17 protein-coding genes and 1 pseudogene are annotated in these 19,105 nt (G+C 34.4%); 3 read left to right on the top strand and 15 right to left on the bottom strand.

Annotated features, from left to right (window positions below; all coding sequences use genetic code 11):
* Positions 1–441 precede the first annotated feature (441 nt).
* Entirely contained in the window at positions 442–576 is a 135-nt protein-coding gene (locus tag Q0E86_RS03460) for a hypothetical protein (RefSeq protein ID WP_295754536.1), read from the bottom strand.
* 280 nt (positions 577–856) lie between these two features.
* Here Q0E86_RS03460 and Q0E86_RS03455 point away from each other — a divergent pair.
* Positions 857–931: pseudogene (locus Q0E86_RS03455) on the top strand (toxin-antitoxin system protein); the annotation flags it as partial.
* 48 nt (positions 932–979) lie between these two features.
* Here the strand turns inward: Q0E86_RS03455 and Q0E86_RS03450 are convergent.
* The 4 genes from Q0E86_RS03450 to Q0E86_RS03435 all read right to left on the bottom strand — a co-directional run bounded on the left by Q0E86_RS03450 (position 980) and on the right by Q0E86_RS03435 (position 3,825).
* On the bottom strand, positions 980–2,014 hold the full coding sequence (locus Q0E86_RS03450; protein ID WP_295754535.1) for an SdpI family protein: 1,035 nt from the start codon (positions 2,012–2,014) through the stop codon (positions 980–982).
* A complete protein-coding gene (locus Q0E86_RS03445) occupies positions 1,989–2,282 on the bottom strand; it encodes an autorepressor SdpR family transcription factor (RefSeq protein ID WP_054754373.1) in 294 nt (97 codons plus the stop codon). Before Q0E86_RS03445 ends, Q0E86_RS03450 begins: the two co-directional genes overlap by 26 nt.
* 317 nt (positions 2,283–2,599) lie before the next feature.
* Positions 2,600–3,313: an amidohydrolase family protein gene (locus tag Q0E86_RS03440; RefSeq protein WP_295754534.1), complete on the bottom strand. Its 714-nt coding sequence runs from the start codon at positions 3,311–3,313 to the stop codon at positions 2,600–2,602.
* Positions 3,310–3,825 (bottom strand): ECF transporter S component, encoded by a 516-nt coding sequence (locus tag Q0E86_RS03435; protein ID WP_295754533.1) that lies wholly within the window; start codon positions 3,823–3,825, stop codon positions 3,310–3,312. The genes Q0E86_RS03440 and Q0E86_RS03435 overlap by 4 nt, the downstream gene beginning before the upstream one ends.
* A 120-nt stretch (positions 3,826–3,945) precedes the next feature.
* On the opposite strand from Q0E86_RS03435, the gene Q0E86_RS03430 reads away from it, so the two are divergent.
* Complete coding sequence (locus Q0E86_RS03430) at positions 3,946–4,599, top strand: N-acetylmuramoyl-L-alanine amidase (RefSeq protein WP_295754532.1); 654 nt, start codon at positions 3,946–3,948, stop codon at positions 4,597–4,599.
* A 9-nt stretch (positions 4,600–4,608) separates the two neighbouring features.
* Here Q0E86_RS03430 and Q0E86_RS03425 read toward each other — a convergent pair whose 3' ends face one another.
* The 4 genes from Q0E86_RS03425 to Q0E86_RS03410 all read right to left on the bottom strand — a co-directional run bounded on the left by Q0E86_RS03425 (position 4,609) and on the right by Q0E86_RS03410 (position 11,686).
* The gene (locus tag Q0E86_RS03425; RefSeq protein WP_295754531.1) at positions 4,609–6,372 is read right to left on the bottom strand and encodes an ABC transporter ATP-binding protein; all 1,764 of its coding nucleotides are present in this window, start codon (positions 6,370–6,372) and stop codon (positions 4,609–4,611) included.
* On the bottom strand, positions 6,353–8,092 hold the full coding sequence (locus Q0E86_RS03420; RefSeq protein ID WP_295754530.1) for an ABC transporter ATP-binding protein: 1,740 nt from the start codon (positions 8,090–8,092) through the stop codon (positions 6,353–6,355). The genes Q0E86_RS03425 and Q0E86_RS03420 overlap by 20 nt, the downstream gene beginning before the upstream one ends.
* Before the next feature lie 51 nt (positions 8,093–8,143).
* Positions 8,144–9,847: a phosphoenolpyruvate--protein phosphotransferase gene (gene ptsP / locus Q0E86_RS03415; protein WP_295754529.1), complete on the bottom strand. Its 1,704-nt coding sequence runs from the start codon at positions 9,845–9,847 to the stop codon at positions 8,144–8,146.
* Between the two features lie 102 nt (positions 9,848–9,949).
* Positions 9,950–11,686 carry an ABC transporter ATP-binding protein gene (locus Q0E86_RS03410; protein ID WP_295754528.1) on the bottom strand — a complete coding sequence of 579 codons (1,737 nt, stop codon included), beginning with the start codon at positions 11,684–11,686 and terminating at the stop codon, positions 9,950–9,952.
* An 88-nt stretch (positions 11,687–11,774) separates the two neighbouring features.
* Between Q0E86_RS03410 and Q0E86_RS03405 the strand changes: the two genes are divergently transcribed.
* On the top strand, positions 11,775–12,545 hold the full coding sequence (locus Q0E86_RS03405; protein WP_295754527.1) for a Cof-type HAD-IIB family hydrolase: 771 nt from the start codon (positions 11,775–11,777) through the stop codon (positions 12,543–12,545).
* Between the two features lie 38 nt (positions 12,546–12,583).
* Here Q0E86_RS03405 and fusA read toward each other — a convergent pair whose 3' ends face one another.
* The 6 genes from fusA to Q0E86_RS03375 all read right to left on the bottom strand — a co-directional run bounded on the left by fusA (position 12,584) and on the right by Q0E86_RS03375 (position 19,104).
* Complete coding sequence (fusA, locus tag Q0E86_RS03400; RefSeq protein ID WP_295754526.1) at positions 12,584–14,656, bottom strand: elongation factor G; 2,073 nt, start codon at positions 14,654–14,656, stop codon at positions 12,584–12,586.
* Between the two features lie 10 nt (positions 14,657–14,666).
* Positions 14,667–15,338, bottom strand: a complete 672-nt coding sequence (locus tag Q0E86_RS03395; RefSeq protein WP_040466503.1) for an ankyrin repeat domain-containing protein — start codon at positions 15,336–15,338, stop codon at positions 14,667–14,669.
* A gap of 223 nt (positions 15,339–15,561) precedes the next feature.
* Positions 15,562–15,942, bottom strand: coding sequence for a VOC family protein (locus tag Q0E86_RS03390; protein WP_295754525.1), 381 nt, complete (start codon positions 15,940–15,942; stop codon positions 15,562–15,564).
* The gene (gene rnr / locus Q0E86_RS03385) at positions 15,935–18,001 is read right to left on the bottom strand and encodes a ribonuclease R (protein WP_295754524.1); all 2,067 of its coding nucleotides are present in this window, start codon (positions 17,999–18,001) and stop codon (positions 15,935–15,937) included. The genes Q0E86_RS03390 and rnr overlap by 8 nt, the downstream gene beginning before the upstream one ends.
* 46 nt (positions 18,002–18,047) lie before the next feature.
* Positions 18,048–18,278: a preprotein translocase subunit SecG gene (gene secG / locus Q0E86_RS03380; protein ID WP_295754523.1), complete on the bottom strand. Its 231-nt coding sequence runs from the start codon at positions 18,276–18,278 to the stop codon at positions 18,048–18,050.
* 55 nt (positions 18,279–18,333) lie between these two features.
* Positions 18,334–19,104: an HAD-IIA family hydrolase gene (locus Q0E86_RS03375; RefSeq protein WP_295754521.1), complete on the bottom strand. Its 771-nt coding sequence runs from the start codon at positions 19,102–19,104 to the stop codon at positions 18,334–18,336.
* Position 19,105: the final 1 nt, after the last annotated feature.

Genomic DNA, 19,105 nt, shown 5'->3' with positions numbered 1-19,105 from the left:
CTTCTTTCATAATTCTTTTCTGTTCCCTATAAAATTAATTTATTGGGATTTACCAAATCGCCAAACAACGATTTATTAATTTATTTTAACACGAAATATAAGCGGTTTGTAGAGATGAAATATATCGTGTTTAATTTTCATACAAAAAATTTGTAACACCATCATATTACCAATTTGTAAACGTAATTCTTAGTTTAACCGTTTTAGTGCCAACTCACTGTATGAGTTTTGTAAAAGAAGTTGTTAGTTTAAGGAAAATGCGTTCATTTCACTGAATCACTTTCTTAAAAGAAGCTCTTAGTTTAAGAAAAAGATTTGTTTTCACTTCATGAAACTAAGAATTACGTTTACTTACTCATGCTCAATGAAGCACAAAAAAAGCAGAACCTTTCGATCCTGCTTGTGGTTATCATCGTTTTAGAAAACACATCTAGAAGTTGCTTACTTTGCGTCTGGATATGTGTCTTCAAATCTATCAGCATATCTATTGTGCTTTTTATACTTGAAGAACATGGCAACCAAGAAAACAACAGCTACGACACCTAAAGCGTAAACCATCCAATCTAATGACATCATACACTATGTCCTCCTTTTCACCTAAATTATACCATGTGCGTATATACAATCAAAGCGTTTACATACAAAAAAGCAAAGAAACATAAAGTCTCTTTGTTCTAGGCATTCGAGATGTAATCACAGATGTTCTTAGATGCAGGTGTTTTCAATGAAGGGCTTCTCTTTTTACAACTTGGCCAAACCATCCTCACGGAAACCTCCAAAACACTCCCCATAGTTAAATAGAAGGCATAAAAAAAGCGGGTAAATTGATGAGGTTTACCCGTTACTAGTTTTGTCTATACAATATGCTAGACTGTATCTTGATGGGAATTTACAGATGTGGGTAGATGCAGAAGATTCCTTGACATTATAGTAATGTTCAAAAAACGCTGAGAATAATTTCTTCTCAGCGTTTCGACAACTATTTTCTTTCCTTTGACACCTTCTCACTTATTCTCTGATAGATTTCCTTTGTCTCTGCGTCATTTTCCCCATTTACAACTAATATTTTTCCATCTATGTCCATGACAACATATGAATGGCAGGAGGCATGAGTGTAGCGGATATAATCTCCGAAGATATCGTTTTTGAAGTTTCCCATATCATACTTCAGGTTTCCAAAACCATTAGTTCTGTAATCATTATCGTTCTGCAATACATTTACTTCATAAGAAATGCTGTCAATTTGCGAATACTCCCCTGTATAATCATTCCATCCTTTTGCTTCAATGTTAAAATCACGATCATTACAACGAATCTGAATGCTTCCACAAAACAAAGTCCATATAGTAAACACAATAATGGGAATTGCGATGATCAGATATATCACACTTTTTTTTGTATTATACTGAATTTTTAAGCCTTCTCCCGTTGCCAGCTTTTTCTTATAAAAAAGGTAGGAGTAGAGAATGCTAATGATTGCAGCTGCCATAATACTTATAATATACACAACCAGTGCAGCCATGCTTTCCCCAAAAAGTCCACAAAGCATACATAAAATACCTGATGCCATCCATAATTTGCCGCTGAATCTATGTGTTGCATTCCAGTTTTCTTCATCCATTAAAGACCATACAACTCTTATTCCTATGGTATTATTCTGTTTCACTTTTGGCAAATAATTTCCAATAACCATAAACAGCAGTCCAGTTCCATAGTAAATTACTGCCATAAACAGATTTTCCATATCTGCACCCATATTGACCAGTCTTGCAATACCATTATAGAGTAATGTTATAATTGGTATAATCCACATCGTCATTCCTATAATCTTGCGGCTCTGCTGTCTGTTCCGGTTATCATAAAATATTATTGCCACCAGCGCACAATCCGTCACTACAAAAAACACATTTGCCCACATACTCTGTGTACTAGTGAATCCTACTAAAACCCCGATGAGCATTACCAGAACAGAACAAATTAATGAACCTCTATATTTTTTTATCATTTCCTTCATCGTCCGATACTCCTTTCAAATCTATAATCCACAACATGACATCTTCCAATACGGAAGTGTTTAATTCATAATAAATAAATTTTCCCTCTCTTTTATTTCGGATTAAATCAGCCTCCTTTAATATTGCCAGATGTCTAGATATAGAAGCTCCCGTTACTGAAAAATGTTCACATATCTCTCCAGCAGAAAGCCGTCCATTCTTCAATAAATTTAAAATCTCACGTCGTATTGGATCTGCCAGTGCTTTTAATGTATCTTGTATACCCAAGAATTCATCACGCTCCTCGTTTAACATTTAACCTAATTGTTAAATGTATTATGATGCAAGATATCTTATCTGTCAACGACTAAATTTTTCTGTTGAAACACAAAAAAACAAAGAAACATAAAGTCTCTTTGTTATGTGTTGTCTAACGAGATGTAATCACAGATGTTCTTAGATGTAGGTGATTTCGATGAAGGTCTTCTCTTTTTACAACTTGGACAAACCATCCTCACGGAAACCTCCAAAACACTCCCCATAGGTAAATAGAAGGCATAAAAAAAACGGGTAAATTGATGAGGTTTACCCGTTACTAGTTTTATCTATACATCAAAAAATTTCTTTGCGTTGTTATAGAAAATATCTTCTAAACCCTGTTCATCAACGCCACACATTAATACTTTCTGCATCTCAACTGTAGGATGATGGAAAGGACCATCCGTTCCAAACAGGATACGATCATGTCCAACTGTATCATATGCCTCTTTAATTTTTGTATGCATTGGCATACCCGACATTTCCAAGTAAATATTTGGATAACGTCGAGCCATTTTTAATGTCGCATCAATATAAACACCATGACCATGACCCATATGAATCATTAATACTTTGCAGTTGGGATGCCTTTCCGCAAGTAATCCAATTTGCCAAGGAAGTGAATATGGAGCGTGGCCTGAATGAATACAAACAGGAATTCCATATTCTTCGGCCTTATCTAATATAGGATCCACGATTTCACTATCCGCACAATACGCATGGCGTAATGGCTGTAGTTTAATAGCTTTAAAACCAAGCTTTACATATTGATCAATTAAATCTAAACAATTCGGTTCTAAAGGATTGACATAGACACATCCTTCAATGCGTCCTGGATATTTCTGCATAGCCTTATATGCTTCTTCATTATCCAAAATACAAATCATTGTCGTTTCAATTTCATATGTGTCCATTAACGAAATCAATTCGTCTGCATCCATTTTTACATTAGCCCATCCGCCAATATAGCCTAAATGTGCATGTGCATCGATTTTTTTCATGCAGCAGCTCCTTGTAAAGATAATACTTTAGATTTAGCTAAAATATTCGCAACAATCGCATAAATAACTAATCCCATAATCGTTTGAGCTAAAAGTCTTGGAACAGACGCAAATGCGACAGCTGCCGTAAATAATGGAATCTTAAATAATGTATATGCGAAACATTGAAATAAACCACCAAGACTAGCTCCAACGATCCAATCGAATTTTTCATTCGTTCCTTTTTCAAGTACAACACCCATGATATATCCCATAATGAATTTAAAGATAAATGTTGGAAGTACCCAAATCATAGCGCCTGTTAATAAATCACTTAAAGCAGCACCTAAACCTGCAGCTAAAGCTCCGTCCTTTTTACCTAAGACAAGTACAGCTAGAAATGCCATACAATCTCCCATATGTGTATATCCACCTGTTGCTGGATTTGGAAGCTTAATTGTAAATGTACATACAAAGATCAATGCGATCATTAAAGCTGTTTTTGCGATTCTTCTTGTCGTTTCATCTGTCATAATCATTCTCCTTTTTAAAACTTGTCCCTATAGTAACATTTTACTGTATCCTTTAAAATGTACAGTTTTAACTTAATTTTAAAGGACAGTAATTTAAGAAATCTATGTTTTAATAAGTCCATGAAAAAAATATTAATGACACTTTTACTCACTTTCTGCATAGGATGTACCTATACATTACTCAATGAAACAAATATGAATGTTTCTGCCAAAAGTACAAAAGAAACCATAATGATTGATGCCGGTCACGGAGGCTATGACGTAGGTTCAATCAGCAATTTTGATGATTATGAAAAAGATATCAATTTAGATATCGCCTTACTTGTTGGAAAACAACTCAAGTCCTATGGCTATAATGTTGTATATACGCGTACAAGCGATTCTGTTTCTTGGCCAAGCGACAATAAAAAAGATCTACAGGCACGCTGTAATTTAGCTCAGAAAAAGAATGCCGATTTATTTATATCCATTCATTTAAATTCAAGCGAATATGATGCGAGTGGATATGAAATCTATTGCGATTTTACGAACAAGACTACAGTCAAATTATCTAACTCCATTCTTACACAACTCGATCAATTAGACTATTCAACCAATCGAGGCCTATTGGATACAAATGAAACGCCACTATATGTCGTTACCAACAATAAGGTTGATGCCATATTAATTGAAGCGGGTTTTATATCGGATGATTCGGATTTATATTATCTAAAGAATTATACAAACAATATTGCGACAGCCATTGCCAAAGGCATCAAAAAAAGTCTGAGTTAAATCAGACTTTTACTTTGCGAACTGAGCATTATACAACCTTGCATATACTCCATTCAAGTTCAATAACTCTTCATGTGTACCTTGTTCAACGATATCCCCATGTTCAAGAACTAAGATCTTATCTGCATTGATAATAGTAGATAAACGGTGTGCAATCACAAAACATGTACGATTTTCCATCACTCGATCCATTGCACCTTGAAGACGTCTTTCAAGTCTAGTATCCACACTACTTGTAGCTTCATCTAGAATTAAGACTTCTGGATTCTTTATAAGTGCACGCGCAATCGTTAATAATTGTTTTTCACCTTGACTTACATTACTTCCCTCTTCATTGATCAAAGTATCATAGCCATCCGTTAAAGTACGTATAAAGTGATGGACATTAGCTTGTTTTGCGGCTTCAACAATTTCATTCTTTAATGCCTTTTCATTTCCATACGCAATATTCTGTTCAATACTACCCTCAAACAACCATGTATCTTGTAGTACTAACGCAAAGAGTTTTCTTAAATCATGATACGACAATTCACGAATATCGATTCCATTGATTTTAATACTTCCGCCCTTCACATCATAGAAACGCAACAATAAGTTTGTCAAAGTCGTTTTTCCTGCACCTGTAGGACCTACGATTGCGATAGTTTGACCTTGATGTACATCAATATTTACATCTTTCATCAATAGATTGTCATCATATCCAAATTGAACATGATCAAATTCAATGGTACATACCTCATCAATTTGACATTTAGATACAACATCCTCTTCAATCGGTTGATTCAAAAATGTAAATAAACGAGACATTGCACTAAAGGCCGATTGTACAGCACTCGATAATTGTGATATTTGAGAAATCGGATCATTGATTTGCCAGATATATCGAATAAAGGCTTGTAGCTGACCTAAAGCTATAGTTCCATTTAACACTTGAAGACATCCAACAAGACTAGCACATCCAATACTTAAATAGGTAATCAAAGAACATAATGGATTGATTAAGCTTGATACAAATTGTGCTTTAAAACTAGAAACACGCATTCTCTCATTATCCTTTTCAAAACGATTTAAAGCATGTTCTTGTTGATTATAAGAAAGAATCTCACTATATCCATCATACAATTCATTGATTGTACCATTTAAATCGGCCAATGTATTTTGTTGATCATCAAATAGTGGCTGTGATTTTTTTACTACATACTTTGACAATAACGCGATAACCGGTAATGCCACTAAAATAATGCATGTCATTAACACATTAATTCGAAGCATCATAAATAACACAAAAGTAAATGTACATATAGCCGAAATCACTCGTGACAAAGTTTGTTGCAGGGCATTCGATAATGTATCCACATCATTTGTGATACGTGATAATAACTCTCCTGTCTTTTCCTGATCAAAATAAGATACAGGTAAATGATGAATCTTATCTTCAATCGCATTACGCACATCAAACATCGTCTTTTGAATCGCATCCGTCATAAAAACGGCCATTAAAAATTGTGATATTGTCTTTACAATATAGATTGTAAATAAGATACATAAAATATGTACTACTTTATCTATTTGAATTGGCTGATGCGATGAAATATCATGAGCTAATTGCGTTGTGATCATACCTTCTACAGTTGGGTTTAATGCGAAAGTTACCTGTGCTGTAATGACCATTAAAATTCCAAATAACAACTTAAAACGATAGGGTTTAATAAACACAAAAAGATGAGATAAACATTCACTAAACTTCATTTTCTTAGTTTCTTTCATAATCATCCAACTCCTTTTGTGTCAATTGCGAATGGGCAATTTCCTGATACACACTGCACTCTTTTAACAATTGAGAATGCGTACCTAATCCTATAATCTTTCCTTCATCCAAGACAATGATCATATCCGAATCCATGATCGTAGAAATTCTTTGGGCAACCACAAAGAAGATTGCATCCTTGACTTCAGGTTTCAACGCTTTTCTTAGTGTTGCATCCGTTTTAAAATCTAAAGCACTAAAACTATCATCATAAATATAAAGTGAAGGCTTTTTTAAGATGACACGAGCAATCGATAATCGTTGTTTCTGCCCACCCGAAATGTTGGTTCCATCCTCTGCAATTTCATCCAAGTAGCCATTTTCCCTTTTGGAAATAAAATCACTAGCCTGAGCAACACTAGCCGCATGGACCATTTCTTCATCACTTGCCTCTGGTTTTCCAAAACAAATATTAGAACGGATACTTCCCTTAAACATATGTGCCTTTTGTGCAACATAGCCAATTTGAGCGTGCAAGCTCTCTAGATCATACTTACGAATATCCACACCATTAATTTCAATTGTTCCACGACTTACATCATAGAAACGATTCATCAATTTGACTAATGTACTCTTACCAGAACCCGTACTTCCAATCACGGCAATCTTTTGTCCTTTATGACATGAAAAATCAATATTCTTTAATACAGCTTCTTCACCATTTGCATAAGAGAAACTAACATCTTTGAAGCTTAACGTTTCAATAGATTCCAATGGAATACAATCTGTATCATTGACAATACTTGGTTTTGTATCTAACACTTCCATAATACGTTTAGCCGATACATTGGCTCTAGGATACATCATAAATACCATACAGAAAATCAATACAGACATCATAACGTGGAATAAATATTCAACAAAGGCCACTACATTTCCTAGAGTGATGGCATTTGTATTTAATAAAGTACAACTTAAATAATATACAATGACTGTAGCGATATTCATCAAAAAGAAAAAAGATGGTTCCGTACAAGACATCAATTTAAATAGTTTTGCGCTTTGATCGCGATAAAAATCATTTTCATTCGAGAAACGTTTCTTTTCATACTCTTGTTTATTAAAAGAACGAATCACACGAATACCCGTAATATTTTCTCTAAGAATTTGATTTATGTGGTCAATTGATTTTTGTTGATTCTCACTCAAAGGCTCACTCACTTTGGCAACAATAATTACGCCTATAATAACTACGGGAATCGTAGCTAAAACGACATAAGAAAGTTGTAAAGATATTTTTAAAATCAACATAACCGAAACGCACATCATAACGGGTGTTAATAATGCAGATTTTAAGATGACATTTAAAAATAACATAATTTGATACGCATCATTATTCGTACGTGTAATCATACTGGATACACCAAATTTTTCCATTTCAGCTGCAGAAAAAGATTGTGAATGCTTAAAAACATCATCACGAATATCACGCGTAATATTTGTGGATATTTTTGAACAGCAATAACCAAGTAGTACGACTCCACTTACTCCTATGACACTAATGAATGCCATCAAGCCAAAACGACTATATAAATAGGCTGTATCTTGTGTTTCGATACCATGGTCGATCATATCTGAAATGATAGTTGGAATTCCAAGTTCTACAAGTGCAAACCCGAATACACTTATAAAATCCAACAAAAACCATTTCTTATATTTCATTAAATATTTCCATATAAGCTTCATATATTCCCCTTCCTAAAAAATAAAAGGGGTTCAATAGAACCCCGAATCTAATTATTCACCCAATTTAGTTTTAACTGTTTCTAAAACTTCATCAGCAGTGTCTTTATTTAAGCATTCTTGAGCTAATCCTTGCATTTCTTCATAGCTTAAAGATTTAACAACTTTACGAGCCTTTAAGATTTGAGTAGCACTCATTGAGAATTCGTCAAGACCTAAACCTAATAAGATAGGAACTGCATGTGGTTCACCAGCCATGGCTCCACACATACCAACCCATTTACCGTGTTCGTGAGCACCTTTAATTGTGTTAGCAACTAAACGTAATACACTTGGGTTGTATGGTTGATACAAGTAAGAAACGTGTTCAGACATACGGTCAGCAGCCATTGAGTATTGGATCAAGTCGTTTGTACCAATTGAGAAGAAATCTGCATATTTAGCAAATTGATCAGCAAGAACAGCAGCAGCTGGAATCTCAACCATCATACCAACTTCAATACTGTCACTAACTGCAACACCTTCAGCAATTAATTCAGCCTTAACTTCTTCAAAGATTGCTTTTGCGTCACAAAATTCTTTAATTGTAGCAATCATTGGGAACATGATGCAAAGTCTTCCGTAAACAGATGCACGGCATAATGCACGTAATTGAGTTTTGAAGATATCTGTTTCTTTTAAGCAAAGACGAATTGCACGATATCCTAAGAATGGGTTCATTTCTTGAGGGAACTCATAGTAAGATAAGTGTTTATCTCCACCAATGTCTAATGTACGAACAACAACTTTTTTACCTTGCATACCTTCTAATACTTGTTTGTATGCTTCAAATTGTTCATCTTCTGTTGGGAAGTGATCTGAATCCATGTATAAGAATTCTGTACGGAATAATCCGACACCTTCACCACCATTTGTTAATACACCTTCAACATCTTTGAATCCACCAATGTTACCAGCAAGTTCAACTTCGTGTCCATCTGTAGTTACAGATTTTTCGTTCTTTAATACTTTTAATTCTTCTTTTTCTTTTAAATAAGCAGCTGCTTTAGCTTCATATTTAGCAATTGTTTCTGCATCCGGATTGATTTCAACAACACCATCTAATGCATCTAATGCCAAAGTATCACCAGTTTTACATGCATCACATACACCTGGACATCCTACAACTGCAGGGATTTCCAATGAGTTAGCCATGATAGCTGAGTGAGAAGTTTTACCACCAATTTCAGTAGCGAAACCTTTAACAAATTCATTTAACTGAGCTGTATCACTTGGAGTCAAATCGTGAGCAACGATGATAGAATCTTCATCAATACTTGTTAAATCAGGAATTGTCAATCCTAATAAGTTACATTTTAAACGGAAAGTAACATCTTTAATATCAGCTGCTCTTTCACGGAAATAATCATTATCCATGCTTTCGAACATTTCAACCATTTGGTTAGCTACTTGTTCAGTTGCATATTCAGCATTTACACCATCATTTTCGATCATAGCTTTAATTTGACCAGCTAATTCAGGGTCACCAGCCATCATCAAGTGAGCATCAAATACAGCTAATTCTTCGTCACTTAAACGTTTAGCTGCTCTTTCTTTTACTCCTTCGATATCTTTTTTAGTTTTTTCTAGAGCATCTTCGAATTTTTTTACTTCTTCTTGGGCTACTCCTGCTTTCTTTTCAATAACAACTTTTGGTGTTTCCAATTTGTAAACTTTAGCTACAGATACACCAGCACTTGCTGCTATCCCTTTTAACATGATAAATTCCTCCTAAAACAAGCGAAAAACGCTTTCATTTACAAATAAAATTTTAACACTTTTTTTTCAAAGATACAAGAAAAGCAGACATTTGCATGCCTGCTAATTTAAGCCCTCAAATTGAAGCTTATAATATTTCGCATAAGTACCATTTAATTTCATCAATTCATCATGTGTTCCACGCTCATGCATACCCGTCGCATCGATTACGACGATTTCATCCGCATTACGAATAGTTGATAAACGATGGGCAATGGTAATGCAAGTACGATCCTTACTTAAATCTTCTAGACTCTTTTGAATAATACGCTCGCTCTCGTTATCCAAAGCACTCGTAGCTTCATCCAAAATCAAGATCTTAGGATTTTTTAAGAAAACACGCGCAATTGAAATACGCTGTTTTTGTCCACCCGATAAACGCGTACCTCTTTCTCCACAAAAAGTATCATACCCTTCAGGTAAAGACATGATAAAATCATGGATATTCGCCTTTTTAGCTGCCTCTACGATCTCTTCATGACTTGCCCCAGGCCTTCCATAAGCGATATTTTGTTCAATCGTTCCCGTAAATAAATATACATCTTGTTGCACCAAACCAATATTAGAACGAAGCGACTTCAAAGTTACATTCTTAATATTTTGGCCATCAATTGAGATCGAACCATTTGTGACATCATAAAAACGAGATAACAATGAACAAAGTGTAGTCTTACCAGAACCACTAGGTCCAACCAAGGCAATTTTTTCTCCGGCTTTGATGTGTAGATTTACATCGTCAATAACCTTTTCATTATCATTATATTGGAAAGATACATGATCAAAATCAATATTTCCAGAAACATCTTTTAAATCCTTGGCATCCTTAGTATCTTGAATTTCAGGAATTTCATTCATAACTTCTTCAAAACGTCTAAATCCAGAGAATCCCTTTTGGAACATTTCGGTAAATTCAACCAACACTTCAATTGGCGAAACAAAAACATTAATATATAGGGCAAATGTCGCAAGTACGATTGGATTTAAATCTCCATTTGCGATAAACCATCCACCAAACACAATGATTGTGACATATAAAAGTCCTTGGAAGAAATTATTTCCCCCTTGAAACGTACCCATAACACGATAGTTATCTTTTTTAGATTCCAAAAATTCCATATTCGAATGATTAAATTTATCAATTTCAATATCCTCATTCGCAAAAGATTGAACAACACGAATACCACCTAAAGAATCTTGCAGACTTGCATTCACACTACCAATCTTTTTTCTATTTTCCATAAAGGTTCTTCGCATCTTTTTGTTTTGAGAATAACTAAACACCATCATCACGACTGTCACAGCTAAAAGAATCAATGCCAATGGCCAATAGATTGTTGCCAAAATAATGAATGATCCAACAATTTTAAATAATGAAATAAATAAGTTTTCAGGTCCGTGATGTGCAAACTCACAAATATCAAACAAGTCTGAAACAACGCGAGACATCATAACCCCAGTATTGTGCTTATCATAATAAGAAAAAGACAAACGTTGGTATTGATTGAATAAGTCTTGTCGCATATCACTTTCCATGTTGGCTCCCATCACATGGCCTTGACAACTTACATAATAACGACACAATGCTCGGATTACATACATAACGAGTAAACCGATTCCTAAAATAATAATTCCTTTTAAGATTTCATTGGATGCCTTCAAAAAGAATTGTCCTGTACAATAACTTAAGATCAAAGGAAAAGAAAGATCAACAATACACATGACAAGTGCACAAAATAGATCCATAAAGAAAATTCCTTTATATGGTTTATAATATTGTAAAAAACGCTTAAATGTACTCATATATACCCTCCCTGATTTCTGTATTATACAAGAATTTTCATAATTTTTCCAAAATAATGCTAAAATAGGAAAGAATGGAGAAATGATTATGATTAAAATATTGTTTTTTGATATTGATGGCACACTTTTAGAACTTGGTCAAAAAGAAATGCACCAAGAACTCGTTGATGCATTAAACTTAGTTAAGGAAAAAGGCATTAAAATCTTTTTAGCTACGGGAAGGCCACCATTTGTCGTTCCTAAATTTCATGGTATTGAATTTGATGGAGTGCTTTCTTTTAATGGATCTTATTGTTACACAAATAATGAATTGATTTACAAAAATCCAATGGATAAAACGGATATTCAAACATTGGTAGATAATGCCAAGAAATTAAATAAAGCTGTTACCTTAGCTGGAATCAATAAAATGGGATGTAATTTTGATGATGAAGTATTAGAAGAATATTTCATGATTGCTAATCAGCATGTGCATGTGATTGATGAGTTTAATGAATTTATGGATGCGGAAATCTATCAAATGATGGTTGCGACGACAGAAGATCAAGATGAATTGATTCTAGAAAACACAACCACATTAAAAGTAGCTCGTTGGTGGGATAGAGCTTGTGACATCATTCCTTGTAATGGTGGAAAAGATATAGGCATTCAAAAAATATTAGATTACTACAATTTCAAAAAGGATGAAGCCATGGCCTTTGGTGATGGTGGAAATGATATTTCCATGTTGAACTATGTGGGGACAGGTGTTGCAATGGGTAATGCCAAAGATAATGTAAAAGCTATAGCTGACTATATTACCGATTCTGTACAAGAAGATGGAATAGTTAGTGCACTTAAACATTTTGAAATTATATAGAAAAAGACAGCTGTTTTTGCTGTCTTTTTACGTATGTCCTATTCTTTATCTTTCTTACTATCTTCAATGACTCTTGAAGCATAAGGTTCTGGCACTGGATCATAACGATCCATTTCCATAGTATAAGTACCTAAACCAGTTGTCATACTTCTTAATTCAACACAATATCTAGACATATTTGCCATTGGAACTTGTGCATCAATTTCTTGATCTGAATCCACTGGAGTCATACCCATGATTGAACCTCTACGTTTATTCAAATCACCAATTACAGCCCCTGTAAATTCATCTGGAACACGAATCTTAACATTCATGATTGGTTCTAATAAGATTGGACGAACTTTAGTCATCGCATCTTTATAAGCTAAGTGAGCCGCCATCTTAAATGCCATTTCACTAGAGTCAACATCATGATACTTACCATCTAATAATGTTGTCTTCACATTTACCATCTTATATCCTGCTAAAGGACCCTTTTGGCAGCATTCACGAAGACCCGTTTCAACAGCTGGGAAGTATTGTTTAGGAACAGCTCCACCAAATACCTTTTCTGCGAATACCATTTCTTCTTCATCAGGATTTGGACTAAATTCTACAAATACATGTCCAAATTGTCCATGTCCACCTGATTGTTTTTTATGACGACCTTCACCAACAGCTGTCTTTGTGATGGTTTCACGATAAGTAATCTTTGGATCACTCAATACAACTTCTGCTTTAAATTTTGAGTTTAACTTATTCACAATCACATCTAAGTGTTGATCACCAATACCATAAATCACTGTTTCTTTTGTTTCCGGATTATTTACAACTTTAAATGTTGGATCTTCTTCTTGTAGACGAGCAAGTCCATTTGATAAACGATCCTCATCATTTTTAGTCTTAGGTACAACAGCCTGACCATACATTGGTGTATCGAACACAATTGGATCTGCCATCAACAATTTACCCTTATCGCATAAAGTGTCATTTGTCTTTGTGTTTTGTAACTTAACTAAAGCTCCAATATCACCTGTAAACAATTTACCAGCTGCAGTCTGGTGTTTCCCCTTAACAATATAGATCTGACTGATTTTTTCTGGTTTACCATTATTGGCGTTCACAACTGTACTATCAGCTGCAAGCACACCACTCAATACTTTGACATAACTAATTCTTCCAACAAATGGGTCAACAATTGTTTTGAAGACTTGTGCTGTTAAAACTTCAGTTTCACTTGTCAACAATTCAACTTTAACACCATTTGGAGTTGTAGCTGTATACATACCTCTTTCTGAGTATGTTGGGAAATAACTAATAATTAAATCCATCAAACGTTGGATACCAATTGAATTAACTGCACTACCAGAATATACTGGACAGATTTCTCCATTACGCACACCAATACGTACCCCACGTTTTAATTCTGCATCACTAAATTCTTCACCAGAGAAGAATTTCTCCATTAATTCATCATCACCCATCGCAACAGCTTCTGCAATCTGATCTTTATAAAGAGCTACTTCTTCTTGCATAGATTCAGGAACTGGACATGGTTTATCCGCTAATTCTGGACTGTAATACCAAGCTTTATTTTTGATGATATTTACAGATCCAATAATCTTTCCATCTTCAACGATGGGAACTTCAAATGGAATAACACTCTTACCAAATTCTTCACGCAATGCTTGATAACTTGCATCAAAACTTGTGTGTTCTTCATCTAACTTATTGATGAAGAAGATTGTAGGTTTCTTTTCAGCAACCGCTTGTTTATAAGCTAATTTAGTTCCTGATTGTAAAGGATCTTTGGCATTGACTACAATCAAACTTGAATCACCAACCGCAAAACCACCTTGTTTTTCACCGACAAAGTCTAAATAACCTGGCGTATCAATAAAGTTGATTTTACTATCTTCCCATTCAATTGGTACGATTGTTGTATACACAGAAAGTCCACGACGAATTTCTTCTGTATCAAAGTCAATCAATGAACTTCCTTCTGCTGTTTTTCCAAAACGATCTGTTGCCTTTGTATAGTACAACATAGCTTCTAGAACACTTGTTTTTCCAGCTCCACTATGTCCGATTACACTTACGTTACGTACTTCAAAACTCTGATAATCTCTCATACGCTTAACCTCATCTTAAGATCGGCTCTAATTGAGCTCTACAATGTTCACGAACATAATCTAATGCAACACGACCTTGTTTATCTGTCATATCTTTATCAGCTCCATAAGCCAATAATTTTTCAACTAAACTTGGATATCCACCATAAGCAGCACGCATCAATGCAGTTACACCATTATTATCAAATAAATTCACATCGGCATTTCTTTCAAGCAATAAGTGAATTGTGTCACGTTTAAATGCGATACAAGCTTCCATTAAAGCACTACGACCCACTTCATCTTGATCATTGATTCTAGCTCCAGCATCTAACAATACTTCAACACAACGATCTTGTCCTAATAAACAAGCACGCATCAATGCAGTACGTCCTCTATCATCTTTGGCATTCACATCGGCACCTGCATCAATCAAAGCTTTTAAGATTGTTTTATTGCCTTTTTTTGCAGCTGTCATCAAAGCTGTTTTCCCTTTATTATCTGTAATATTCACATCTGCCCCATTATCAAGTAAAACCTGCACTACATCTTTACGATCACGTTTACTTGCACGCATCAAAGCTGTACGTCCATCACCGTTTTGATAATTTACATCTGCCCCCGCTTTGATTTGAGAACAAACCATTGGGAAATCACCATTTGCGCATGCATCCCAAAATACCTTATTAAAATTCTGATCCATTTCAATCATCCTCCTCATCCTTTATTGTTCATGAAATCACAGAAAAACTGGAATGATAGTTCACCCCAGTTTACATATGTACAAAGAAAATAATTGAAATTTTATTTACTTTTACGCCTTGAACTTGATTCATCTCAATCACTCCTTTGTTTAACTGATTCCATTCTAACAAAGAAATAATTATGTGCAAATCAAGTACCAACTTGGACAGAAAACCTACCAATTATGCCTTTTCACAAAACAATTCAATTGATTCATGTAACGGACCTTCTACAAAAGCCACACGAATTGGAAAAACAGGATCTGTTTGCATATCCACATCTTTTGGTTCCACGCTCACTTTATAACCTGAATTACGTACTTTTTCAACAAGTTCATCCACATGATCTGTCGCAAACGCAAAATGACGAATACAACCTTCACCAACAGTTTTTGTGCCATCCAAGAAGATTTCTATACAACTATTGAAACAATCCAAATGAATACCTGTATCCCACTTTCTTAAAATTGGAAGTTCTAGTAATTCATGATAGAAATATATCATTTCATCATATTGTTCTTGTGTCTCACATTTAAATGCGACATGATGAATTCCTTTAATCATAATTTTTTCTTTCTAACAAGCTAAATGTCACTTGTCCTTTTTCTCTTTGAACATCCGTACAAACTACACGTACACGCATACCCATCTGGAATACTTTACCATGTGTTTGTCCCTTTAAAGTCATTGTATCTTCATCATAATCGTAGAAGTCGTTTGAAAGAGTATGAACAGGAACAAGACCTTCAACTGTATTATCCATTTCCACAAAGAATCCAAAACTCATTACACCAACAATTGTACCTTCAAAAACTTGACCAATACGCTTTTCCATATATTGCGCCTTTTTATAGTCATTGACCATTCTTTCCATCATAATCGCATCTCTTTCTTTTTCAGAAATATGGAAAGCCTGTTTCTCAATTTTCTTTTCATCATTTGATGGCGTACGCTTTTGTTCATTAAAACAATATGCATGCAACATGCGGTGTACGACTAAATCTGAATAACGACGGATTGGACTTGTGAAATGACAATATTCTTCTAAAGCAAGTCCAAAGTGTCCAAGACAATGTGCATCATAGCGAGCCTTCTGCATTGAACGCAAAGAAACTATAGACAAGACTTCATATGCATTTTCATCTTGAATCGATTCTAAAAATTTTTGAATTTGACTCGCACTGACTTCATCTGGATAGAAATCAAAAGGAATACGTAAAGAATTCGCAACCGTACAAATTGTTGCCACCTTTTTAGGATCTGGATTTTCATGCACACGATACATACTTGGAATCTTATTGACATGCATATGGTGAGCCACACAAACATTGGCTAAGATCATACATTCTTCAATCATTTGTTCGGCAAAACCACGTTCTAATACTCTAACATCAATTGGATATCCATTTTTATCCATAAGGATCTTCGCTTCTTTTGTATTGAAATCAATACACCCGCGATTATGCGATTGTTTCTTTAATAATTTAGCTAAAGATTCTAGAGTAAACAACAATTCTTTTACTTCTGAATACTCTTCTAATATAACTTCATCGCCATTTAAACATGCATTCACTTTTTTATATGTACAACGCTTATCAGAATGAATCACACTTGGAAATACATTGTATGTCAATAGATTTCCCTTTTCGTCCACTTGCATAGCACAAGTAATTGTAAGTCGATCTACATTGGGATTTAACGAACAAATACCATTACTTAAATCAAATGGAAGCATAGGCACTACACGATCGCATACATAGATTGAGTTCCCTCTTAAGTATGCTTCTTGATCCAGGGCACTATTTTCTTTTACATAATGCGAAACATCGGCAATATGTACATACAATAAATATCCCTTTTCATTTTTCACAATGGAAATCGCATCATCAAAATCCTTGGCATCATCCCCATCAATAGTAACAGTTAATAAGTTTCTTAGATCTTTACGATTTTCAAGTTCATCCTTTTGAACTTTGGCAGGAATTCTTTTACATTCCTTCACAACTTTTCCATTAAATACCTGACGAACCTGGTTACTTGTAAGCATCGCACTAATATCAACGCCTGCATCATCTGGATGTCCTAAAACTTGTATGATTCTTACTTGTAAAGGATCCGCATACTTCACAATTTGACATACAACCTTTGTACGTTTTTTAAAGCTAAACTCTTTTTCATTGACAACACGAATCGCACAATGTAAGTCTAAATCGCTATAGAAGAATGTTTTCTTCTTTTTAACAATCATAACGCCTGTAATATTTGTCAATCCATGATTAAAGACTTTGATCAAAGCTGGTTCTGGCTTTAAACGAACCAACACTTCATCTTTATCAAAAATCTTCATCTTTTTATTTTTGGGAACATACACCTTATTATTTTCGTTAAACACAGCTATTTCATATCGTGAAATATCTTTTGCGCTTCCAGCCATAAAATGTATATCATCAATCAAATATAAACTTGTATGATCGTTATAAATCAATTTTTCATCTTCTAACTCATTTAAAGATTTCACCATTTCTGTAAATTCTTTACTTGACTTAGGGCGAACGACTTTTTCTAAATCTCGTATTTTACATTCTTTTTTTTCTTCTAAATATTGAATGATTTTTTCTTTCATTTTTTTCCTCCTTTAAAACAGAAAAAAGACCTTAACGGTCTTTTAATTACACAATCTGCAATGCGATCACAATCGCAAAGAACAAAATTCCACAAAACAAAGTTAAGCGAGAAATCACTTTTTCCGGTCCTCTTTCTTTTTGTACCGCAAACAAGTTCAAATCTCCACTTCCTGTAAAAGCAGCCGATAATCCGTCTGATTTACCACTTTGTAATAATGTTAATATAATAATAATACCAGATAATGTCATTAAAATCACATTTAATATATCTTTCATTTTTTCATCACACCTTCTACGATATTTCGATTATACCAATAATTTAATAAAAATACTAGTCAAAATTATAGTCCACTAAATCCATTAACGTATTCACTACGTGAGTTGGATAAATTTTTAGTTGTTCGATATCTTCTTGTGTATGAACACCCGTCTGCACAAGCACTGTTTCAATATTTTGCTCGAACCCTAGCTTGATATCCGTTTCTAAATTGTCACCAATCAATACGATTTCATCTTCTTTTAAGCCAAAATATTCCAAACATAAATCAAGAATAGCTCGATTGGGCTTACCAATACGCGGCGATTTTTGATTGGCTGCATATTCAAACATATCGACTACACTTCCATTGCCTACTTCAAATCCACCAGGTTTTGCCAAAATACGATCATTATTTGTACCAATGATCTTAGCTCCATTTAAAATCAAAGACAGAGCTTTTGAATACGATGCATAAGTGGCATCTTTATCCAATCCAATAAAGACAAAGTCCGGGTTTTTATCATCAATCATAAAGCCTTCTTGATCCAATGCATCTTTCATACCTTGTTTTCCAATATAATAAGCCTTATTACCCTTGTAGTGCTTTTTAACATATTGACAAGCTGCCATGGCGCTATTATAAAACATGGATGGTTCTATACCTGTATATCCCATATCTTGCATATGTTTCACATTTTCTTGTGGTGTACGCATAGAATTGTTTGTCAAAAAAATAAATGGAATCTTCTTTTGGATACAATAATCTAAAAATTGATGGGCACTCTCAATAATCTGCGTACCACGATACATTGTGCCATCTAGATCAAATACTAAAGTTTTCATA

The sequence above is a fragment of the uncultured Holdemanella sp. genome (assembly GCF_934754935.1).
In the GTDB taxonomy this organism is placed as follows: domain Bacteria; phylum Bacillota_I; class Bacilli_A; order Erysipelotrichales; family Erysipelotrichaceae; genus Holdemanella.
The sequence above is the reverse complement of the archived record's forward strand: the minus strand, read 5'-3'. Positions and strand labels throughout refer to the sequence as shown.

Coding starts and splice junctions, on each gene's coding strand:
- secG (WP_295754523.1), bottom strand. CDS start 18,278: ATGAAAGATATATTAAATGTGATTTTAATGACATTATCTGGTATTATT.
- Q0E86_RS03420 (WP_295754530.1), bottom strand. CDS start 8,092: ATGAAGCTTATATGGAAATATTTAATGAAATATAAGAAATGGTTTTTG.
- Q0E86_RS03430 (WP_295754532.1), top strand. CDS start 3,946: ATGAAAAAAATATTAATGACACTTTTACTCACTTTCTGCATAGGATGT.
- Q0E86_RS03410 (WP_295754528.1), bottom strand. CDS start 11,686: ATGAGTACATTTAAGCGTTTTTTACAATATTATAAACCATATAAAGGA.
- Q0E86_RS03405 (WP_295754527.1), top strand. CDS start 11,775: ATGATTAAAATATTGTTTTTTGATATTGATGGCACACTTTTAGAACTT.
- Q0E86_RS03375 (WP_295754521.1), bottom strand. CDS start 19,104: ATGAAAACTTTAGTATTTGATCTAGATGGCACAATGTATCGTGGTACG.
- fusA (WP_295754526.1), bottom strand. CDS start 14,656: ATGAGAGATTATCAGAGTTTTGAAGTACGTAACGTAAGTGTAATCGGA.
- Q0E86_RS03435 (WP_295754533.1), bottom strand. CDS start 3,825: ATGACAGATGAAACGACAAGAAGAATCGCAAAAACAGCTTTAATGATC.
- rnr (WP_295754524.1), bottom strand. CDS start 18,001: ATGAAAGAAAAAATCATTCAATATTTAGAAGAAAAAAAAGAATGTAAA.
- Q0E86_RS03425 (WP_295754531.1), bottom strand. CDS start 6,372: ATGATTATGAAAGAAACTAAGAAAATGAAGTTTAGTGAATGTTTATCT.
- Q0E86_RS03460 (WP_295754536.1), bottom strand. CDS start 576: ATGATGTCATTAGATTGGATGGTTTACGCTTTAGGTGTCGTAGCTGTT.
- Q0E86_RS03440 (WP_295754534.1), bottom strand. CDS start 3,313: ATGAAAAAAATCGATGCACATGCACATTTAGGCTATATTGGCGGATGG.
- ptsP (WP_295754529.1), bottom strand. CDS start 9,847: ATGTTAAAAGGGATAGCAGCAAGTGCTGGTGTATCTGTAGCTAAAGTT.
- Q0E86_RS03395 (WP_040466503.1), bottom strand. CDS start 15,338: ATGGATCAGAATTTTAATAAGGTATTTTGGGATGCATGCGCAAATGGT.
- Q0E86_RS03450 (WP_295754535.1), bottom strand. CDS start 2,014: ATGAAGGAAATGATAAAAAAATATAGAGGTTCATTAATTTGTTCTGTT.
- Q0E86_RS03390 (WP_295754525.1), bottom strand. CDS start 15,942: ATGATTAAAGGAATTCATCATGTCGCATTTAAATGTGAGACACAAGAA.